A 16,935-nucleotide genomic window follows, 5' to 3' on the forward strand; every position below is an offset into this window, starting at 1 on the left:
CCGGGCAGGCGCGGGCGCGGGCGCGGGCGCCGGGCGTGGGCGCGGGTGCCGGGCGCGGGCGGGCCGGCGTGCGACATCGCGCTCGTCGATCGACGCGTGCGGTGTCGCAGGATGCGTTCGCATCCGATGCGGGCGCACGGTCCGACGTGACGCGCGTCGATCGACGCGTGCGGTGTCGGCGACGTGACCCACTGCCGGACGGGAGGCGCGGGGCGGGCTGGCGGCGTGCCTCCCGGCCGGTGGCGGGGCGCGTCGGGACGTGGGGTCGCGTGACCGGGCGGGGTCGCGTTCGACCGACGCGTCAGGACGCGGGCGTGGCGTGCACGAGGAACTCGACGGCGCCCGCGTCGTCGACCTTCACGAAGCCGAGGTCGGGGGCCTGCACGCCGAAGTCCGAGAAGGTGATCGGGACCGTGCCGGACACCGCGACACCGTCGCCGTCGAGCCCGATCTGCAGGTCGGCGCGGACCGGCTTCGTCACGCCGTGCAGCGTGAGTTCCCCGTCGGCCCGGACCTCGGTCGTGCCCGAGCCGCTCGGGACGGCGTCGGTGATCGGTCCGGTGAGCGTGAAGGTCGCCTGCGGGAAGGCCGAGACGTCGAGGGCGGAGTCGCGGAAGTACGAGTCGCGCTGCGCGGAGTCCGTGGTGATGTCGGCGACCTGCACCGTGACGGTCGCCTCGGTGATCGTCGTGCCGTCGACCCGCGCCGAACCGGTGACGCTGTCCGTGCGCCCGGTCACGGTGACGTCGGAGCCGTTGAGGACCTCGTGCACGCGGTACCCGGCCTCGGAGTCGCCGCCCACGGTCCAGCTGCCGGACAGGTCGGCCGTGTCGAGCGTGGACGGGGCGCGGCTCGCGGCGACCGAGGGCGCCGCCGACGCCTTCGCGTTCTCGCTCGACGTGTACACGTTCGTGCCGACGGCGACGCCGACGACGGCGAGCACCGCGACGAGCAGGACGATCCCCGCCCAGACGAGGGGCTTGCGGGTGGTGGGACGCTGGCGCGGGTCGGTGCTCACCCGGGAACGGTGACACGTCCTCCTCAGGAGAGCCTGTGGAGCGGCCCGCTACGCTCGCACGGTGCAGCAGCGGTTCCGGTGGGTCGAGGGCGTCTCGCTCGCCGTGGTCGTCGTCGTGGTGCACGCTGTGCTCTGGTGGCTCGCCACGACCGCGCCGAACCTGCCGCTGGGTGACGTCACCATCACCTACCGACGGTGGATCGAGGTCGGGCGGATCGACCACTCGTGGGTCGGGGTCGACTCCGACTGGGTGTACCCGGTCTTCGCGCTCGTGCCGATGGCCGCTGCGGCCCTCGGCGGCACCGCGGCGATCGCGACCGGCTGGCTCGCGCTCATGGTGCTGCTCGACGCCGTCGCCTGTGCCTTCCTCTGGCGGTTCCGTGCGTTCGGCGTGCGGGTCGTCTGGTGGTGGCTCGTGTTCCTGCTCGCGCTCGGACCCATCGCACTCGGCCGGATCGACACCGTGGCCACCGCGATCGCCCTCGTCGGCGTCGCCTTCGTCGTGACCCGTCCGGTGGTCGCGTCGGCGCTCTTCACCGCAGCGGCCTGGACGAAGGTGTGGCCGGCTGCGTTGGTGGGCGTGCTGGTGCTGCTGCGTCGGGGACACCGGAGTGCCGTCGTGACCGGGGCACTCGTCGTGACCGGGCTGATCGTGCTCGTCGACGTGCTCTACGGCGGAGCGCCGTACCTGTTGTCCTTCGTGACCGAGCAGAGCGACCGGGCGCTGCAGATCGAGGCCCCGCTCGCGACACCCTTCATGTGGGCGGCAGCGCTCGGGGCCCCCGGAGCGGCCGTCTACTACGACCGCGAGATCCTGACGTTCGAGGTGTCCGGAGCTGGCACCCACGCAGCGGCCGCGCTGTCGACGCCGCTGATGGCCGTGCTCGTCATCGGCGGCGTGGTCCTCGCGCTGCTCGCGGTCCGGCGGGGCGCCCGTCGCACCGAGGTGGCACCGGTCCTCGCGCTGCTGTTCGTCGCGGTGCTGATCGCGGTGAACAAGGTCGGGTCGCCGCAGTACGTCGGGTGGTACGCCGTGCCCGTCGTCTGGGGGCTCGTCGCCGGGTACCCGAGCGCGCGGCGCTTCCTGCCGGTCGCGATCGGGGTGCTGCCCCTGGCGCTGCTGACGCAGGTGATCTACCCGGGGTTCTACGACGAGCTCCTCGCGGTGCACACCTGGATGGTGTTCGTGCTCACCGTGCGGAACGTCCTCGAGGTCGCCGTGCTGGTGTGGGCGGTCGTCGTGCTGGTGCGGCTCGCGCGGCGCTCGCCGGAGCCTTCGTCGGTGCGGGTGTCCGAGCCGCCGGTGCGCGGGGGAGTCGACCGGGGCAGGATGGACGCATGATCGTCGCGTTCTCCGTTGCTCCGTCCGGTGGTCCCTCGGCATCGTCGGACGGGTCCGTGCACGACGCGGTCGCCGCAGCGGTGCGCGTCGTCCGCGAGTCCGGTCTGCCGAACCGCACCTCGTCGATGTTCACCGAGGTCGAGGGGGAGTGGGACGAGGTCATGGACGTCGTCAAGCGCGCCACCGAGGCCGTCGGTGCGTACGGCACCCGGGTGTCCCTCGTGCTCAAGGCCGACGTCCGCCCCGGGCACACGGGGGAGATCGACGGCAAGCTCGAGCGGCTCGAGGCGGCGCTCGGCGAGTGACTGTGCCGCCGTCACTCCCTCCGATCCCCCACGATGCGGAGGGTTGTCGGCACACCCATCAATGAGAACAGCCGCGAGGTTCTCGCGAAGCTGATTTGGCTGAAGAGGGGTAGTTGACTCAATTCTTGTCGCGTACGGTCTCTGCGCGAGAGGATCAAGTAATCGACTCGAATTCGACGATCCGTAATACGGCGCTCAATCTTGCTCGAAAGGTCCGCACCTACTAACTTTCGCCGTCGGCTCTCTTCGGGGCGCAAAGTGTTGTCTCGCTCGAATGCGTCCGAAGCCTTCACCTTCGGGAGGCCAAGCGTTTTAGAAGCTACTACTTTCTCGATGAGAAGTTGAAGCTTCGCTCTCGCCCCCGCGTCCCGTGTCAGGGCGAGTGCAGCCACTTGGCCTTGATAGAAGAGATGGCTCAATTCACTCGAATCGAACCCTTTTTTCACATGAGTGAGTACGAGCTCGTCCCGATCCATCCAAATGACATCACAGGGCTCGATTCCAGATGAGCCAGAGGCGATCGATTTGCGGTCAAGGCAAATTCCGCCAACCCGAGTCGCCATGTTCATGTTGTAATCGGCTTCCTGATAGTCGCGCGCCGATCGCAAAGGGTAGCGATTATCGATGAGCTGACGATCTCTGGATTCGCGGCCGGCGTCGTTCAAAAGATCCTTTTGGATTCGATACCAAGACCCATCCGCTAGCGCTAGCGTCTCGCCTTCAACTTGAAGAGTGCCGTTCAGGCAGTCATAAAGGCGCCTACGCGTCCGATAACCAGAGGAGGTGCGAATCGGCAATTCAACACTTTTCAGCACTTCTACGGCCCTGTTGCTCCTCGATCGCAATTCAGCCTCATCGACAAAGGAGGTGAAGTCCAGTGGATCCGAGGTGGAGTGCCACTCTCCGCTGGTGTCGGCGACGCTATTCCCGTCGGTGCTTCCTCCGATGGCCGGAACTTGAACGGAGAAGCGAGTGCTTTGTCGAACTTCCGCGAGGAGGGCTCGATCGGCTGCTCGCTCCAGCTTGAGGTCGCGTACTATTTGAACGCCATTGTCAGGACGCGGTTCTTTTGCCGCACTCTGATAGCTCCTGAACAAGTGTTCCGCGATGGATTCGAGCTTTGTGGCGGGGGCTGTCGAGCTGAACTGTACGCTCGCAGCGCCGGTCGCGCGGATCGGCAGCCCGGGAAATTGGTCAGAGACACGGCTGGTCAACCTTCGCAGGATTCTCTCCTGCACTTCTGGATCGACGTAAGCGAGAGTGCTTTCGGTTGGCAGGAGGTTTCGCTGCCGTCGAATGTTGGTCGGGTCGAGAGTATCGGCGGAAACGATACCCGCAGGCGAGCCGAAGTGCTCGACCAGTAGCAGGCCAAAATCCGGGACAATCGTGCTTTTGTTGATCAAATGCGTTACTGTCCCGAAGCAGAATATGACGTATTGCCTTCTGCGGCCATTTGCGCCGGGCTTTGCAACTTCTGCGATGGCGATCGCGCCTAGAACAGAGCGACCCCCGGTGTCCGCATGAAGGTCAGGCGCGGTGCAGCGGTCGACTACGCTTCCTGCCTTGGCTTCGTCGTCGCGTTCGGGGTGTGGCGATGTGTTGGACAGTCCGAGGTAAGGTAGCCACCACTGCTGCTGGGGCTCGCGTGAATAGGTGTAGAGCGGCAGCTTGAATTTGTCGTTCGCAGACGCGGTCAGTTTAAGACTCGCGAGTCTCACGGCGGAGCTCAGGGCTTCGCCTGGTCTCGTTAGGTATGCATGAAGTGGGGTGCGCGCCATGTACTGTCGTCTCGCCTCTGGTCAGATCTCATCATTTTCTACCGTTCAGTGCACGGCGAGGCAAGTGCTTCCGACCTTTCATCATTGAAATCCAGTCGTCCCGTAGCCAGAGCGCTATAGCTCCTCTCGGCTGGGTCCCAGCGCGAAGTCTGAACCGCTTCACGATCATGGAAGAGCGCGATCAGGAGGGGGTGCTGCACAAAATCCCTGTTTGCAATGGTGAAATGTTGCGGCGATCTCGGGGTGCTGGTGGCAGACAGGGGTGATCGCCCTCAGGGGTACATGCGGCCGTTGTTGCGGTCCCGCTCCGCCTGGCGGAGTGCCTCGGCGATCTCGGGATCACTGCCGTCGTACTGCCGCGAGCGTGAGCCGAGGTCCGTGAGGTGGTGCATCCACAGCCACAGCCCGACTGCAGCGAGCACGACGACGCCGGTCACGATCCACCACCCCATGGCCTGATCGTACGCCGGCTGGGAGGTGCGGGACACGCCAGGCGCCTGCCCCGGGATGTCGGTGGTCGGGTGTCTCATGGTGCGCATCGAGCCGCACCGGTGGCTCGGGACGACCCGGACGACGACGAGGAGCGCGTGATGATGCACGACGGCTGGTGCCCTGACTGCGACCTGCAGACGGTCGTCATCGACGGTGACGAGCAGGGCGGCGACGCCTGGGCGAGCTGCACGGAGTGCGGGTCCGGGTGGGTCCACCGCGACGAGCTGCCCGAGCCGGCCTCCGCGGGGTCGTCGCGCGAGGAGCGCCGCGCGGCCTGAGGCCCGTCGAGCAGCGACGACGCGGCGGAGGCCCTGGCTGCGGTCGCCGCTCGTGGTGTCCCCGCCGGTGTGATCCGGCGGCCGTGTTCCGGCCGCTGGGTCCCGGCCGCTGTCGAATCGATTCGGCCCGTCGTCTTCCGTCGGCTGTTTGGAGCGGTCTACACTGCTGGGACCGGGCCGCAGTACGCGTGCTCGGGCCGTTCGACGCCGAACACGGACCGACCCCGCTGTCCACTCCGCCGCCCTCCGGCCGCCGCCCTGGCGCCGTGCGGGTCCGGGAGCGAGGGAACCTCGTGCACCCTGCGCGACGCGGCGGTCCGGCCGGTGTCCCGGCGCGCGAGCCGGGACGCGGCTCCGTCCTCCCGCCCCCGTTCCTCCCGATCCAGACAGGTCGCATGACGCTCACCACGCCGACGCAGCGCGCGTTCGCCCTCATCGCCCTCGCCCTCGGTGGCTTCGCCATCGGGTCGACCGAGTTCGTCGCGATGGGCCTGCTGCCGAACATCGCCGAAGCCCTGCTCCCCGCGCAGTACGCGGCCGACCCCGCCGCCGGGGTTGCGCACGCCGGCTGGCTCGTCAGCGCCTACGCGCTGGGGGTCGTGGTGGGTGCGCCGACGATCGCGGCGATCTCCGCCACGTTCCCGCGCAAGGGCCTGATCCTCGTGCTCCTCGTCGGCTTCGTGGTCGCCACGGTCGCGAGTGCGGTCCTGCCGAACTTCGGGCTCGTGCTCGTCGCACGCTTCGTCGCCGGTCTGCCGCACGGTGCGTACTTCGGCATCGCGTCGATCGTCGCGGGCGAGATCATGGGGCCGGGCAAGCGCGGCAAGGGCATCGCGATGGTGATGCTCGGCCTGTCGATCGCCAACGTCGTCGGCGTGCCCGCCATCACCTGGATCGGGCAGAACGCCGGCTGGCGCATCGCGTACGGCGTCGTCTCGCTGCTCTTCGCCCTGACGTTCCTCGCCGTCGCGGCCTTCGTCCCGCGGAGCGCCGCCGACGAGCACGCGACCGTCGGACGGGAGCTCCGGGCCTTCCGGTCGCCGCAGCTCTGGATCGTGATGGGGCTCGGTGCGGTGGGCTTCGGCGGGTTCTTCGCCGTCTACTCGTACATCTCGCCGCTCGTGCAGAACGTCACCGGACTGCCCGAGTCCGCGGTCCCGCTCGTGCTCGTCGTGGTCGGCCTCGGCATGGTCGTCGGCGGGGTCCTCGGTGGGCACCTGGCGGACCACAGCGTCAAGCGGACGATCTACATCGGGATGCTCGCGCTCATCGGCGCCCTGCTCGTGACCGTCTTCACCGCCCAGTGGGTCTGGGGGGTGTTCCTCGGCGCGTTCCTGCTCGGAGCGACCTCGTCGGCGATCCCGCCGGCGGTGCAGTCTCGCCTGATGGACGTCGCCGGCGACGCGCGGACCATCGCGGCGGCGCTGAACCACTCGGCGTTCAACATCGGCAACTCGCTCGGCGCGGCGCTCGGTGGAGCGGTCATCGCAGCCGGGTTCGGGTTCCTGGCCCCCGCGTGGCTCGGTATCGTCCTCGCGCTGCTCGGTCTGCTCGTGACGATGGTCAGCTACGGCGTCGAACGGCGGACGGACCGCCGCTCCGCCCTGCGGTCGTCGTCGCCGTCGACCGGGCCGATCACCGCGCCGGTGCCGACGGTCTGACCGGAGTCGACGCACCCACACGACGGACGGGAGGCCCGTGGCGACACAGCCACGGGCCTCCCGTCCGTCGTGTGGAGCGACTACAGCCCGACCGGGCTGCCGTCCTGCACGATGATGCCGTCGGTGATCGCGCGCTTCCGCAGCGCGACCTTCGTGCCGACGTCGAAGCCCGCGACGCGGTACTTCTCGCGGATGCGCTTGAGGTAGCTCTTCGCGGTCTCCTCGGAGATGCCGAGCTGGTAGGCGACGCTCTTGACGGGCTCGCCACCGCCGTACAGCGCCATCACGCGGCGCTCCTGCGCGCTGAGCTTCGGCACGCCGCCGACGTCGCCGCTGTTGATCGCCAGGTCGAGCTCGGCGGAGACGTACTGCTCGCCGCGCTGCGCGGCACGGATCGCCTCGACGATCATGTCGGCGTCCTCGCTCTTCACGAGGTAGCCGAGAGCGCCGGAGCCGAGGGCCTCGCGGACGACGTTCGGCTCCGAGTACGTGCTCATCACAACGGTCTTCACGCCGGCGGTCTTGAGCGTCGAGATCTTCAGCGAGACCGGGATCGAGTCCTTGAGGTCGAGGTCGAGCAGCACCACGTCGACCGGGAACGCCGGGCTCGTCAGGAGCTCCGGCCAGGTCGTGACGGCGGCGACGAGCGTGATGTCGTCGGCGGCGCTGCGGATCCACTCCGTGAGCGCGCCGAGCAGCATCCGGTGGTCGTCGACCAGTGCGAGTCGGATCGGTTGCTCTGGAGTCGCCATCAGGCGTCCTTTCTCGAAGGCGGTGCACGCCGATCCTAGGTGTCGGGACCGTCCGGGCTGGGGATGTCGGCCGGGTGTCCGGCAGTTCGCGCCCGTCTACATCGACGGGTGTCGGTCGACGACGCAGTGCGAGACGACGCGGAGCACGCCGTCGCGGAACGACTCGGTGTACGGGCCGATGCGCTGCAGGGCACTCCACGCGGTCGGACCGAGGCGTCGGCGCGGGGTCCCGCGCGACTCGAACACGATCGGGACGTCCATGCGCTCGTCGGACACCGGGTGCCCGTCGGAGCCGATCGGACCGAGCGTGACCGAGACGACGGGGGCACCCGGCTGTGCGGGGCGACCGTCGCCGACCATCTGCCACAGGGCCTGCAGCAGGCCGTCCCGCTGGGCGGGGCCGAGGTGCCCGGCGAGGGACTGCGGATCGGCCACGCTGACGGCGCGCCCGAGGTGGTCGGACTCCGTGATCGCGTGGTACAGCCACGTCTCGCGGCGTCCCTCGATGAGGTGCAGGCGCAGCTCCGTCGCCAGCGACGCGGCGACGGAGGCCGAGGCGTCCGAGAGCGGCAGCGGGTCCGAGCCGTTCGCGACGGCGTCGAGGAGCTTCTCGGCGGCCAGGTCGAGCCGGGCGAGCTCGTCCGACGCGAGCATCCCGACGGCGAACTGCGGCGCCTGGACGTTGCTCTGCACGAGCACCCGGTCCAGCTCGCGCTGCACGAGCTGGCGGAAGCGGTGCACCACGAACAGTGCGATCGACGGCGGGACCACCACGAGCGCCAGCAGCGAGACGATGCCCGGCAGGGTCGCCGGGGTGATCGGCGTCGACACGGCCGCCATCACGGCGAACCCGAGACCGAGCACCGCGATGGCGGCGGCGACCTCGCGCGCGGGCCGGAGCGTCGCCACCGGGAGCAGGGCGAAGCCGGCGGCGACCGAGGCGCTGGCGGTGTGCGCGATGTCGTGCTCGGGGAGGATCCCGACGAAGTCGAGTGTCACGACGCACGCCAGGACGGCGCAGATCAGCGCGAACGCGGTGCCGGTGAGCCGCTCGCCGTAGGTCATCAGGCTGAGGCCGACGCCGATCGCCGCGACCAGGTACAGCGCCCAGGCGCCGGCGGGCAGCCACGGGTTCGCGTAGTCCGGCAGCCGGACCAGGAAGAAGACGATGCCGGCGACGGCCTCGATCGCGGTGAGGACCGCGGCGCCGAGGCCGAGGTAGCCGGCTCCGAGCGACGCACCGGGCTTGGCGGCCTGCCGGAGCGAACGGGCACCCGTCGAGGTCGAGGGGAGCCCGCGGGCCTGCCGTCGCTCGCTGCCCCGGTAGCGCTCGCGCGCTTCGCGACGGGTGCGCGGTGCCGGCTGCACGGTCTCGCCCGGGAGCCCGCGGTTGATGGTGTCCTCGGGGACGCGGGTCATCGGGGAGCCTCCAGGACGACGGTGGTGCCCGATCCCGGGGCGGAGAAGAGCTTGGCGTCGCCACCGACCTCGCGGAGGCGGTTGACGACGCTCTCCTTGTAGCCGAGGCGCTCCGCGCTCACCGCGTCGAGGTCGAAGCCGACACCGGCGTCGGTCACCATCGCGCGGACGGTCTCCTGGTCGTGGACGATCGTGACGTGCGCCTCGCCGACGCCGGCGTGGCGCCGGACGTTCTCGAGGCACTCGCCGAGGGCCAGCAGGAACGCGTCGAGCACGTTCGACGGCAGCAGGACCTGACCGGTGCCGTGCCAGCTGACCTCGAGCCCCATCCGGCCGAAGCGCTGCTTGACGGACTCGAGGGTCTGGCCGAGCGGCGACTCCTCGACGCGGGTGAGCGAGTAGTCGCCGGACTGCTGGGGCTGCGGGGTCGCGCCGAGTCGCAGGTGCCGGAGGAGCCTGGCGTCCTCGGCGGCCTGCTCGCGCATCGCCTGCTCGGACACGCCGACCCCGGAGTGGGCCAGGAGCGTGAGGGTGGCGAGCACGGTGTCGTGCAGCAGTCGGGCGCCCTGGCGTCGCTGCGCCTCGGTCTCGCTCGCCTGCCGTTCCGCGCGGTGCGCCGTGCCGATGCTCTGGATGCGCCGGGCGACGCGGGGGATGCTGCGCGCGATCCACACCGAGACCACGGCGACGAGCACCCAGCCGAGCACCACACCGGCGGTCGGGCCGGAGAGCGGACCGCCCGATGCCCAGACGACGGCGCCCACGGCCGCGACTCCGGTGACGATCGTCATCGCGAGCCCGACCGGCGCGCCGCGCTGCGCCATCAGCGGGGCGGACAACGACCCGGCCGCCAGCGGCACGACGGCGCTGGCGACGACGGGCCGCACGTCGGGGTCGGCACCGAGCAGCAGGAGCGCGAGGGCACCGAGGCCCGAGGCGAGTGCGAGGGCGGTCCACCACACCGACCCGTTCGTGCCGAAGACGAGCAGCGCCGCGATGAGCACCGCGATGCAGGCGAGCGCGCCGAGCAGGGGCACCAGCGGGACCGCGAGTGAGCTGACGATGCCGACGACGGAGACCAGGGCGCAGGTGATGCCGACGACACGGGTCGTCGACCGCAGCAAGCGGTCGCGTTCCTGTGCGATGAAGTCCATCGGTGTCCTGGTGGTGACGTCGGTTCGGTCGGGTCCGGTGGTTCGCCGGACCCCGCGGGCGGGGTACCCGTCGCCATCATTCCACGCGGCCCACCCGTTGTGGGGTGTTCGGCACGCGGACGTGGACAGATCGGTCCGCGGGTGCGCCGGGCGCGCCGCGCCCGTACCGCGCCCGTACCGGGCCGTTCAGTCGAGCAGCCGTCGCAGGTGCGCCCCGACCGCCTCGTGCTCGATGAGGAAGCCGTCGTGTCCGAACTCGCTGTCGAGCACCGCGGCCCGGCCCCCGTCCAGTGTGTCGGGGATCCCCGCCGCGATCCGGTGCTGGTCCTCGAGCGGGAACAGGCGGTCGCTCGACACCCCGACGACCAGCGTCCTGGCGGTCACCGCCGCGAGCGCCGCCGTCACCCCGCCGCGCCCGGCCCCGACGTCGTGCGAGTCCATCGCGTGCGTGAGCGCGACGTACGACGAGGCGTCGAACCGCCGGGTGAACCGGTTGCCGTGGAAGTCGAGGTAGCTCTCGACCGAGAACCGGCCGTCGTCGCCGAGCGGGGAGACGTCGCTCTGCCACGACCGCGCGAACCGCCCGTTGAGCTCGTCCGGCGCGCGGTAGGTCATCAGCGCCATCCGCCGCGCGAGCGACAGCCCGCGGTGCGGTCCCTCGCCGACCGCCGCCTCGAAGTAGTCACCACCGGCGTACGCGGGGTCGGTCTGGATCGCGGCACGCTGCAGCGAGTTCGCGGCGATCTGGTCCGCCGTGGTCTGGGCGGTCGACGCCAGGACCGCGAGCCGGGCGACCCGGGAGGGGTGCGCCACCGCGAACTCGAGCGCGTGCATGCCGCCCATCGAGCCGCCGACGACGGCGGCGAAGACGTCGATGCCGAGCGCGTCGGCGAGCTGCACCTGGACCGCGACCTGGTCGCGCACGGTCACGAACGGGAAGCGCGACCCCCACTCGACGCCGTCCGGCGCCACCGAGGACGGGCCGGTCGTGCCCTGGCACCCGCCCAGCATGTTCGGGGCGACGACGAACCACCGGTCGGTGTCGATCGCCAGGCCCGGTCCGACGACGTCGCCCCACCAGCCCGCCGTGCGGTGCCCGGGTCCGGCCGGACCGGTGACGTGCGAGTCGCCGGTCATGGCGTGCAGGAGCAGCACCGCGTTGCTGCGCGCGGCGTCCAGCTCGCCCCACGTCTCGTAGGCCACCCGCACCGACGGGATCCGTCCGCCGCGCACCCACTGCTCGCCGAGCGCGGCGAACCGCCGGGAGCCGGGGTGGTCGCCCGGGCGCCAGGCGCCGGTCACGGGCGGCTTGCCGAGCGTCCCGAGCTCGGTCCCGGGCACGAGGGTGGACGGGACCGAGTCCTCGGGGATCGTCTGCCAGTCCATCGTGTCCAGTCTGCCGGGAGGCACGCCCCACCTCCGCCGTGTTACGTCACGCCCGGCGCGTCACCGGCGCGTGCTCCGCGAGCGGGACGGGCCGGGCCGGGGCGCTACGCCCGCTGGCCCTCCTGCGAGACGGCCCGCGCCGCCGCGAGCCCCGCCTCGAGGTCCGCACGGAGGTCCTCGACGTTCTCGATGCCGACCGAGAGCCGCACCAGGCCCGGGGTGACCCCGGTGGTGAGCTGCTGCTCGGGCGTGAGCTGCGAGTGCGTCGTCGACGCCGGGTGGATGACGAGGGAGCGCACGTCGCCGATGTTCGCCAGGTGCGAGAACAGCCGCAGCTCGTCGACGAACGCCTTGCCGGCCGGCACCCCGCCCTTGAGCTCGAACGACAGCACGGCACCGACACCGCGCGGCGCGTACCGGTTCGCCGCCGCGTACCAGGGCGACGTCGGCAGCCCGGCGTACGACACGGAGGCCACCTCCGGGTGCCGGTCGAGCCACTCCGCGATCTCCTGGGCGTTCGCCACGTGCCGCTCCATGCGCAGCGACAGCGTCTCGATGCCCTGGAGCAGCGCGAACGCCGTGTCCGCCGAGTTCGACGCGCCGAGGTCGCGGAGCAGCTGCACCCGGGCCTTCACGACGTAGGCGAGCTCGTTGCCGACCGCCTGCGCGAACACCGCGCCGTGGTACGAGGGATCGGGGGAGTTGAACTCCGGGAAGCGGTCGGCGTGCTCCGACCAGGCGAACCGTCCGCCGTCGACGATCACGCCGCCGATGACGGTGCCGTGGCCGCCGAGGAACTTGGTCGCCGAGTGCACCACGATGTCGGCACCGTGCTCGAACGGCCGGATGAGGAACGGCGTCGCGATCGTGTTGTCGACGATGAGCGGCAGGCCGGACTCGTGCGCGACGCTGCTGACGCCTGCGATGTCGAGCACGTTGATCCGCGGGTTGCCGATCGTCTCGGCGAAGAAGAGCTTCGTGTTGGGGCGGACGGCACGACGCCACTCCTCGAGGTCGTCCTGGTCCTCGACGAACGTCGTCTCGATGCCGAGCTTCGCCAGCGTGTACTTGAACAGGTTGTACGTGCCGCCGTAGATCGACGACGACGAGACGATGTGGTCACCGGCCCCCGCGATGTTCAGCACGGCGTACGTCTCGGCCGCCTGACCGCTCGACACCAGCAGCGCGCCCGTACCGCCCTCGAGCGCGGCGATGCGCTGCTCGACGACGTCGTTCGTCGGGTTCATGATCCGCGAGTAGATGTTGCCCGGTTGCGCCAGCGCGAACAGGTCGCGGGCGTGGTCCGAGTTCTCGAACACGTACGACGTCGTCCTGTAGATCGGCGTGGCCCGTGCGCCGGTGGTCGGGTCCGGCTGCGCGCCGGCGTGGACCTGCGTCGTCTCGAACCGCCAGGCGGCTGCGTCGTTCGTGCTCATCGGGGCTCCTGTCGGGTCCGGTCCGTCATGGCGTCGCCGCGGACGACCGGGAGGCCCGGGGCGTCGTCGCGACGTCCGTCACGCTACGCAGGTGGCGGGGCGGGCACCAGCGGGGCCGCCTCGCGACGTAACGCGCGTGCGCGGCGCGCGTCCGTGGAGTCGACGCGACCAGCCGAGGGACGGGAGCGGCGCGGTGCGGTGCGCCGTGCCTCCCGGCCGGACGCGTCGGCCCCCGCCTGGCAGGATCGGACGGGACGAGAGGGGGCGTCGTGCGCGCTCAGGACGTGGCGGACAAGAAGTTCCAGCCGACGGTGTTCCGGAACGGGTACTCGCAGGACGACGTGGACGACCTGCTCGACCGGGTGCAGGCGACGTTCGCCGCCGCCGAGCAGGGCGGCCGTCCGGCGACGGGACGGCTGGCCGGCGCACGGACGGTGACCCCGGAGGACGTCGCGTCGTCGCGCTTCCGTCGGACCCGGATGAAGTCCGGGTACGACTGCGACGAGGTCGACGACTTCCTCGTCGAGGTCGTGGTCGCGCTCCGGGCACTCGCCCGCTGAGCGGTCAGCGCTCGACGGGCTCCCGGCGGAACAGCCAGTCGACGTTCGGCTCGAGCAGCCAGCGCATGCCGCGCCGCACGAACGGTTGCGCGAGGAACAGGCTCACCGCGCACGCCACGGCGACCATGAGCAGCACGTACGGCCACGCCGAGTGCTCCCCGGCCAGGACGCCGGACTCGCGGATCGGGTAGAGCACGAACGTGTGCAGCAGGTAGACGTACATGGTCGCGGCGCCGAACCGGGTGAGCCAGACCGTCCTGCGGGGCACGAGCAGCAGGAACGACGCCGTCAGCACGGTGGCGAGCAGCACCAGGCCGAGGCGGACACCGCCGGCCCACCAGGCGTCCTCGCCGAGCCCGGAGTACGAGTCGTCGTAGAAGAACCAGTGGTGCAGGTCGAAGCCCTTGAACTGCGGGATGAACAGCACGCACGCGGCCGCCCACACCGCGAAGACGACGACCGCGGCCGCGCGGAGACGGACCACGACCCGGCGGGGGGCCTCGTACCAGCGGTCGAACACCCCCCACTGCTTGACCTGCCACCCGAGCAGGAAGAACGGCAGCAGGCTGATCGCGCGTCCCAGGGAGAACGTCGAGTCGACGTTGTCGAGGTACCCGACGCCGACACTGAGCACCACGGCCCAGACGAGCGGCCACCGCAGGATCGCCAGGTAGGGCAGGATCAGCCGGAAGATCCCCAGCGCGAGCAGGAACCACAGCGTCCAGGTCGGCTTCGTCGGGTTGAACTCCTTGCCGCCCTCGACGATCGCCTGCACCACCGTCCAGATCGTCTGCATGACGATGTACGGCACCACGATGTCCGTGAAGGTCCGCCGCATCCGCTCTGCGGTCGGGGTCGCCGCCGACGAGAAGTACCCGCTGATGACGCCGAACGCGGGCATGTGGAACGCGTAGATGAAGGTGTAGAGCGCGAGGGCGTGCTCGCTGCCGGCCGTCTGCCGCTGGATCGCGTGACCGATCACGACGAGCGTGACGGCGACGAACCGAGCCGTGTCCCACATCGGGATGCGTCGCGGCGACCGGCCCGGCTCGAGCGGCGTCGCCGGAGCCGAGGGCGCGGGGGGAGCGGCGTCCGTCGTCATGGCCGGTCACGTTACCGGATCGTGACCTCGACGGGTCGGTACGGTGGTGCCGACACCCACTGGAGGAAGCCATGGCAGCACGTCCCGACACCGGTCGACCCGACACCACCGAGCGGCTCGCCGTCGTCACGGGGGCGAGCTCCGGCATCGGTGCCGCCACCGTCCGGCTGTTCCGCGAGCGCGGCTGGCAGGTGCTCGCCGTCGCCCGTCGTCAGGACCGGCTCGAGGCGCTCGCCGCGGAGACCGGGGCATCGTTCCTGGTCGCGGACGTCACCGACGCCGACGCCGTCGCGGCGCTCGCCGCCCGGGTGGACGAGGCCGGCGGCGCGGACGTGCTCGTGAACAACGCCGGCGGAGCACTCGGGTCGGCGAGCGTCGAGGAGTCCGACGTGGAGGACTGGCGCGCCATGTTCGAGGTGAACGTCATCGGCACGAAGCGGGTCACCGCCGCCCTGCTGCCGCAGCTCCGGCGCCGTGCGGCCACGGCCGGGGTCGCGGACATCGTGACCGTGACGAGCACCGCGGGACACGTGGCCTACGAGAACGGCGGCGGGTACAACGCCGCCAAGTTCGCCGAGCACGCCCTGGTCGGCGCCCTGCGGCTCGAGCTGAACGGCGAGCCGCTGCGCGTGGTCGAGATCGCGCCCGGGCTCGTCAAGACCGACGAGTTCGCCCTGACGCGCTTCCGGGGCGACCGCGAGAAGGCCGAGGCGGTGTACACCGATGTGCCGGGGCCGCTCGTCGCCGAGGACGTCGCCGAGGCCGTCGTGCACGCGGTCGAGCTGCCGGCGCACGTCAACCTCGACCTGGTGACGGTGCGACCGGTCGCGCAGTCGGCACAGCACAAGCTCGCCCGCGGGCCGCTGACGCCCCGGAGCTGACACCGGGCGCGCGGGCCGGTTCGATCACGCGCGCTGGCGGGCCGTGTGCCGGTCCCGGCGCGCGCGGTGTCCGGGCGCGGGTCGCGGCGGGTGGCTCCCTGCCGGTACCGTGGGCGGATGCCGATCAGCAGCGAACCCGGGCAAGCCGCGCAGGCTCCCTCGACCGTGACCGTGACGAGCGGGCCCGAGGTGCTCGGTTGGCTGGAGTTCGGTGACGCGGCGCGGCTGCTCGCCAAGGACGTCCTGTCGTCCGGCTTCGAGCCCGAGGTCGTCGTGGCGGTCGCGCGCGGCGGGCTCATCATCGCGGGCGCTGTGGCGTACGCGCTCGGCACCAAGGAGTGCGGCTCGATCAACGTCGAGTTCTACACGGACGTCGAGCAGCGTCTCGACGAGCCGGTCATCCTCTCGCCCGCCCTCGACGCGCCGAGCCTGGCGGGCAAGCGCGTCCTGGTGGTCGACGACGTCTCCGACTCCGGCCGCACCCTGCGCCTGGTGGTCGACATCATCCGGAACGCCGGCGCCGACGTGCGGAGCGCCTGCCTGTACTCGAAGCCCGGCACCGTGCTCGAGCCCGACCACGTGTGGCGTCGTGTCGACGGGTGGATCACCTTCCCGTGGAGCGCCCTCGCCCCGGTGACGGCCGAGTCGTGAGCATCCACCTCGTCGGCGGGGGTCCCCTCGTCGCGGCCGACGTCGCCGCCCCGTTCCTGGCCGAGGCCGCCGCGCGTTCCGCCGCGGTCGGCCGGAGCGTGCCCCGGATCGCCCTGCTCTCCGTGGCCGGCCCGTCCGGTGCCGCCCCGTCGTCGACCGCCGACATCGCCGAGGTCCTCGGTGGCGCCCGACAGGCCGAGGTCCTGGTGACCGAGGTCGGCGCGGGCGAGGTCTTCGCCACGACGGTGCTGAGCGACGTGGACGCGCTCGTGATCGGCGGCGGGGTCACCCCGGCGTACCTCGACGCGATCCAGCCCCTCGTCGACCAGATCCGGCTCCTCGTCTCCGACGGGTTGCCGTACCTCGGCTACTCCGCCGGCGCGATGGTCGCCGCAGACCGGGCGCTCGTGGGCGGGTGGCGCATCGGCGGCGTCGAGGTCTGCCCGCAGGGGTCGTCCGAGGGCCTCGACGAGGTCGAGCTCCGCGAGGGGCTCGGGCTGGTCGACCTGACGATCGACGTGCACGCCGTGCAGGCCGGCACGCTGGCCCGGCTCGTCGCGGCGGCCGAGGCGGAGTTCGTCACGGCCGGGCTCGCGATCGACGAGGACACCGCGCTGGTCGTCGGCGAGGGTGCGCTCGAGGTCCGCGGGACGGGCAGCGTCTGGCGCGTGGTCGCCGGCGACGAGTCCGTCTCCGTCGCGACCATGGGCGCCTGACCTC

General features: G+C 71.1%; 16 protein-coding genes and 2 pseudogenes. 9 read left to right on the top strand and 9 right to left on the bottom strand.

Translation table 11 applies throughout. From position 1 onward, the window contains the following. Positions 1-301: 301 nt before the first annotated feature. Entirely contained in the window at positions 302-1,018 is a 717-nt protein-coding gene (locus tag ACIP6W_RS07925; RefSeq protein WP_400428975.1) for a YceI family protein, read from the bottom strand. Between the two features lie 61 nt (positions 1,019-1,079). On the opposite strand from ACIP6W_RS07925, the gene ACIP6W_RS07930 reads away from it, so the two are divergent. Together ACIP6W_RS07930 and ACIP6W_RS07935 are read left to right on the top strand one after the other, a co-directional pair. Next, positions 1,080-2,360, top strand: coding sequence for a glycosyltransferase 87 family protein (locus ACIP6W_RS07930; protein WP_209682290.1), 1,281 nt, complete (start codon positions 1,080-1,082; stop codon positions 2,358-2,360). Then, the gene (locus ACIP6W_RS07935) at positions 2,357-2,665 is read left to right on the top strand and encodes a thiamine-binding protein (protein ID WP_209682293.1); all 309 of its coding nucleotides are present in this window, start codon (positions 2,357-2,359) and stop codon (positions 2,663-2,665) included. The genes ACIP6W_RS07930 and ACIP6W_RS07935 overlap by 4 nt, the downstream gene beginning before the upstream one ends. 11 nt (positions 2,666-2,676) lie before the next feature. Here the strand turns inward: ACIP6W_RS07935 and ACIP6W_RS07940 are convergent, their stop codons facing one another. Both ACIP6W_RS07940 and ACIP6W_RS07945 read right to left on the bottom strand, forming a co-directional pair. Then, entirely contained in the window at positions 2,677-4,383 is a 1,707-nt protein-coding gene (locus tag ACIP6W_RS07940; RefSeq protein ID WP_209682295.1) for a DUF6119 family protein, read from the bottom strand. Positions 4,384-4,715: 332 nt separating this feature from the next. Further along, positions 4,716-4,895 (bottom strand): hypothetical protein, encoded by a 180-nt coding sequence (locus tag ACIP6W_RS07945; RefSeq protein WP_209682297.1) that lies wholly within the window; start codon positions 4,893-4,895, stop codon positions 4,716-4,718. A gap of 99 nt (positions 4,896-4,994) precedes the next feature. Between ACIP6W_RS07945 and ACIP6W_RS07950 the strand changes: the two genes are divergently transcribed. After that, positions 4,995-5,213: a hypothetical protein gene (locus ACIP6W_RS07950; protein ID WP_400428978.1), complete on the top strand. Its 219-nt coding sequence runs from the start codon at positions 4,995-4,997 to the stop codon at positions 5,211-5,213. Positions 5,214-5,608: 395 nt separating this feature from the next. Next, the gene (locus ACIP6W_RS07955) at positions 5,609-6,874 is read left to right on the top strand and encodes an MFS transporter (RefSeq protein WP_066654725.1); all 1,266 of its coding nucleotides are present in this window, start codon (positions 5,609-5,611) and stop codon (positions 6,872-6,874) included. Between the two features lie 80 nt (positions 6,875-6,954). Here ACIP6W_RS07955 and ACIP6W_RS07960 read toward each other — a convergent pair whose 3' ends face one another. The 5 genes from ACIP6W_RS07960 to ACIP6W_RS07980 all read right to left on the bottom strand — a co-directional run bounded on the left by ACIP6W_RS07960 (position 6,955) and on the right by ACIP6W_RS07980 (position 13,021). Next, positions 6,955-7,626 (bottom strand): response regulator transcription factor, encoded by a 672-nt coding sequence (locus ACIP6W_RS07960; protein ID WP_066654724.1) that lies wholly within the window; start codon positions 7,624-7,626, stop codon positions 6,955-6,957. A 96-nt stretch (positions 7,627-7,722) separates the two neighbouring features. Beyond that, on the bottom strand, positions 7,723-9,045 hold the full coding sequence (locus ACIP6W_RS07965) for a hypothetical protein (RefSeq protein ID WP_066654722.1): 1,323 nt from the start codon (positions 9,043-9,045) through the stop codon (positions 7,723-7,725). Beyond that, complete coding sequence (locus tag ACIP6W_RS07970; protein ID WP_209682299.1) at positions 9,042-10,199, bottom strand: sensor histidine kinase; 1,158 nt, start codon at positions 10,197-10,199, stop codon at positions 9,042-9,044. Before ACIP6W_RS07970 ends, ACIP6W_RS07965 begins: the two co-directional genes overlap by 4 nt. A 186-nt stretch (positions 10,200-10,385) precedes the next feature. Further along, entirely contained in the window at positions 10,386-11,585 is a 1,200-nt protein-coding gene (locus ACIP6W_RS07975) for a homoserine O-acetyltransferase (protein WP_400428980.1), read from the bottom strand. A 104-nt stretch (positions 11,586-11,689) separates the two neighbouring features. Beyond that, the gene (locus ACIP6W_RS07980) at positions 11,690-13,021 is read right to left on the bottom strand and encodes a bifunctional o-acetylhomoserine/o-acetylserine sulfhydrylase (protein ID WP_066654715.1); all 1,332 of its coding nucleotides are present in this window, start codon (positions 13,019-13,021) and stop codon (positions 11,690-11,692) included. A gap of 284 nt (positions 13,022-13,305) precedes the next feature. Between ACIP6W_RS07980 and ACIP6W_RS07985 the strand changes: the two are divergent. Together ACIP6W_RS07985 and ACIP6W_RS07990 are read left to right on the top strand one after the other, a co-directional pair. Beyond that, positions 13,306-13,383, top strand: a pseudogene (locus ACIP6W_RS07985) (DivIVA domain-containing protein); the annotation flags it as partial. A 72-nt stretch (positions 13,384-13,455) separates the two neighbouring features. Next, positions 13,456-13,572: pseudogene (locus ACIP6W_RS07990) on the top strand (DivIVA domain-containing protein); the annotation flags it as partial. A 13-nt stretch (positions 13,573-13,585) separates the two neighbouring features. Here the strand turns inward: ACIP6W_RS07990 and ACIP6W_RS07995 are convergent. Continuing rightward, complete coding sequence (locus ACIP6W_RS07995) at positions 13,586-14,683, bottom strand: acyltransferase family protein (RefSeq protein ID WP_271826027.1); 1,098 nt, start codon at positions 14,681-14,683, stop codon at positions 13,586-13,588. Between the two features lie 71 nt (positions 14,684-14,754). Between ACIP6W_RS07995 and ACIP6W_RS08000 the strand changes: the two genes are divergently transcribed. The 3 genes from ACIP6W_RS08000 (at position 14,755) to ACIP6W_RS08010 (ending at position 16,931) form a co-directional block, all read left to right on the top strand. Further along, positions 14,755-15,564 (top strand): SDR family oxidoreductase, encoded by an 810-nt coding sequence (locus tag ACIP6W_RS08000; RefSeq protein WP_209682304.1) that lies wholly within the window; start codon positions 14,755-14,757, stop codon positions 15,562-15,564. Between the two features lie 117 nt (positions 15,565-15,681). Beyond that, a complete protein-coding gene (locus tag ACIP6W_RS08005; protein ID WP_235426338.1) occupies positions 15,682-16,215 on the top strand; it encodes a phosphoribosyltransferase in 534 nt (177 codons plus the stop codon). After that, complete coding sequence (locus tag ACIP6W_RS08010) at positions 16,212-16,931, top strand: Type 1 glutamine amidotransferase-like domain-containing protein (protein WP_251159720.1); 720 nt, start codon at positions 16,212-16,214, stop codon at positions 16,929-16,931. The genes ACIP6W_RS08005 and ACIP6W_RS08010 overlap by 4 nt, the downstream gene beginning before the upstream one ends. Positions 16,932-16,935 lie beyond the last annotated feature (4 nt).

Origin of the sequence: Curtobacterium sp. NPDC088465 (genome assembly GCF_044753165.1) — a bacterium.
In the GTDB taxonomy this organism is placed as follows: domain Bacteria; phylum Actinomycetota; class Actinomycetes; order Actinomycetales; family Microbacteriaceae; genus Curtobacterium.

What these genes read in the sequence shown, in the direction of transcription:
- ACIP6W_RS07935 (WP_209682293.1), top strand. Translation starts at nt 2,357, where the DNA reads ATGATCGTCGCGTTCTCCGTTGCTCCGTCCGGTGGTCCCTCGGCATCG.
- ACIP6W_RS07945 (WP_209682297.1), bottom strand. Translation starts at nt 4,895, where the DNA reads ATGGGGTGGTGGATCGTGACCGGCGTCGTCGTGCTCGCTGCAGTCGGG.
- ACIP6W_RS07955 (WP_066654725.1), top strand. Translation starts at nt 5,609, where the DNA reads ATGACGCTCACCACGCCGACGCAGCGCGCGTTCGCCCTCATCGCCCTC.
- ACIP6W_RS07960 (WP_066654724.1), bottom strand. Translation starts at nt 7,626, where the DNA reads ATGGCGACTCCAGAGCAACCGATCCGACTCGCACTGGTCGACGACCAC.
- ACIP6W_RS07965 (WP_066654722.1), bottom strand. Translation starts at nt 9,045, where the DNA reads ATGACCCGCGTCCCCGAGGACACCATCAACCGCGGGCTCCCGGGCGAG.
- ACIP6W_RS07970 (WP_209682299.1), bottom strand. Translation starts at nt 10,199, where the DNA reads ATGGACTTCATCGCACAGGAACGCGACCGCTTGCTGCGGTCGACGACC.
- ACIP6W_RS07975 (WP_400428980.1), bottom strand. Translation starts at nt 11,585, where the DNA reads ATGGACTGGCAGACGATCCCCGAGGACTCGGTCCCGTCCACCCTCGTG.
- ACIP6W_RS07980 (WP_066654715.1), bottom strand. Translation starts at nt 13,021, where the DNA reads ATGAGCACGAACGACGCAGCCGCCTGGCGGTTCGAGACGACGCAGGTC.
- ACIP6W_RS07995 (WP_271826027.1), bottom strand. Translation starts at nt 14,683, where the DNA reads ATGACGACGGACGCCGCTCCCCCCGCGCCCTCGGCTCCGGCGACGCCG.
- ACIP6W_RS08000 (WP_209682304.1), top strand. Translation starts at nt 14,755, where the DNA reads ATGGCAGCACGTCCCGACACCGGTCGACCCGACACCACCGAGCGGCTC.
- ACIP6W_RS08005 (WP_235426338.1), top strand. Translation starts at nt 15,682, where the DNA reads ATGCCGATCAGCAGCGAACCCGGGCAAGCCGCGCAGGCTCCCTCGACC.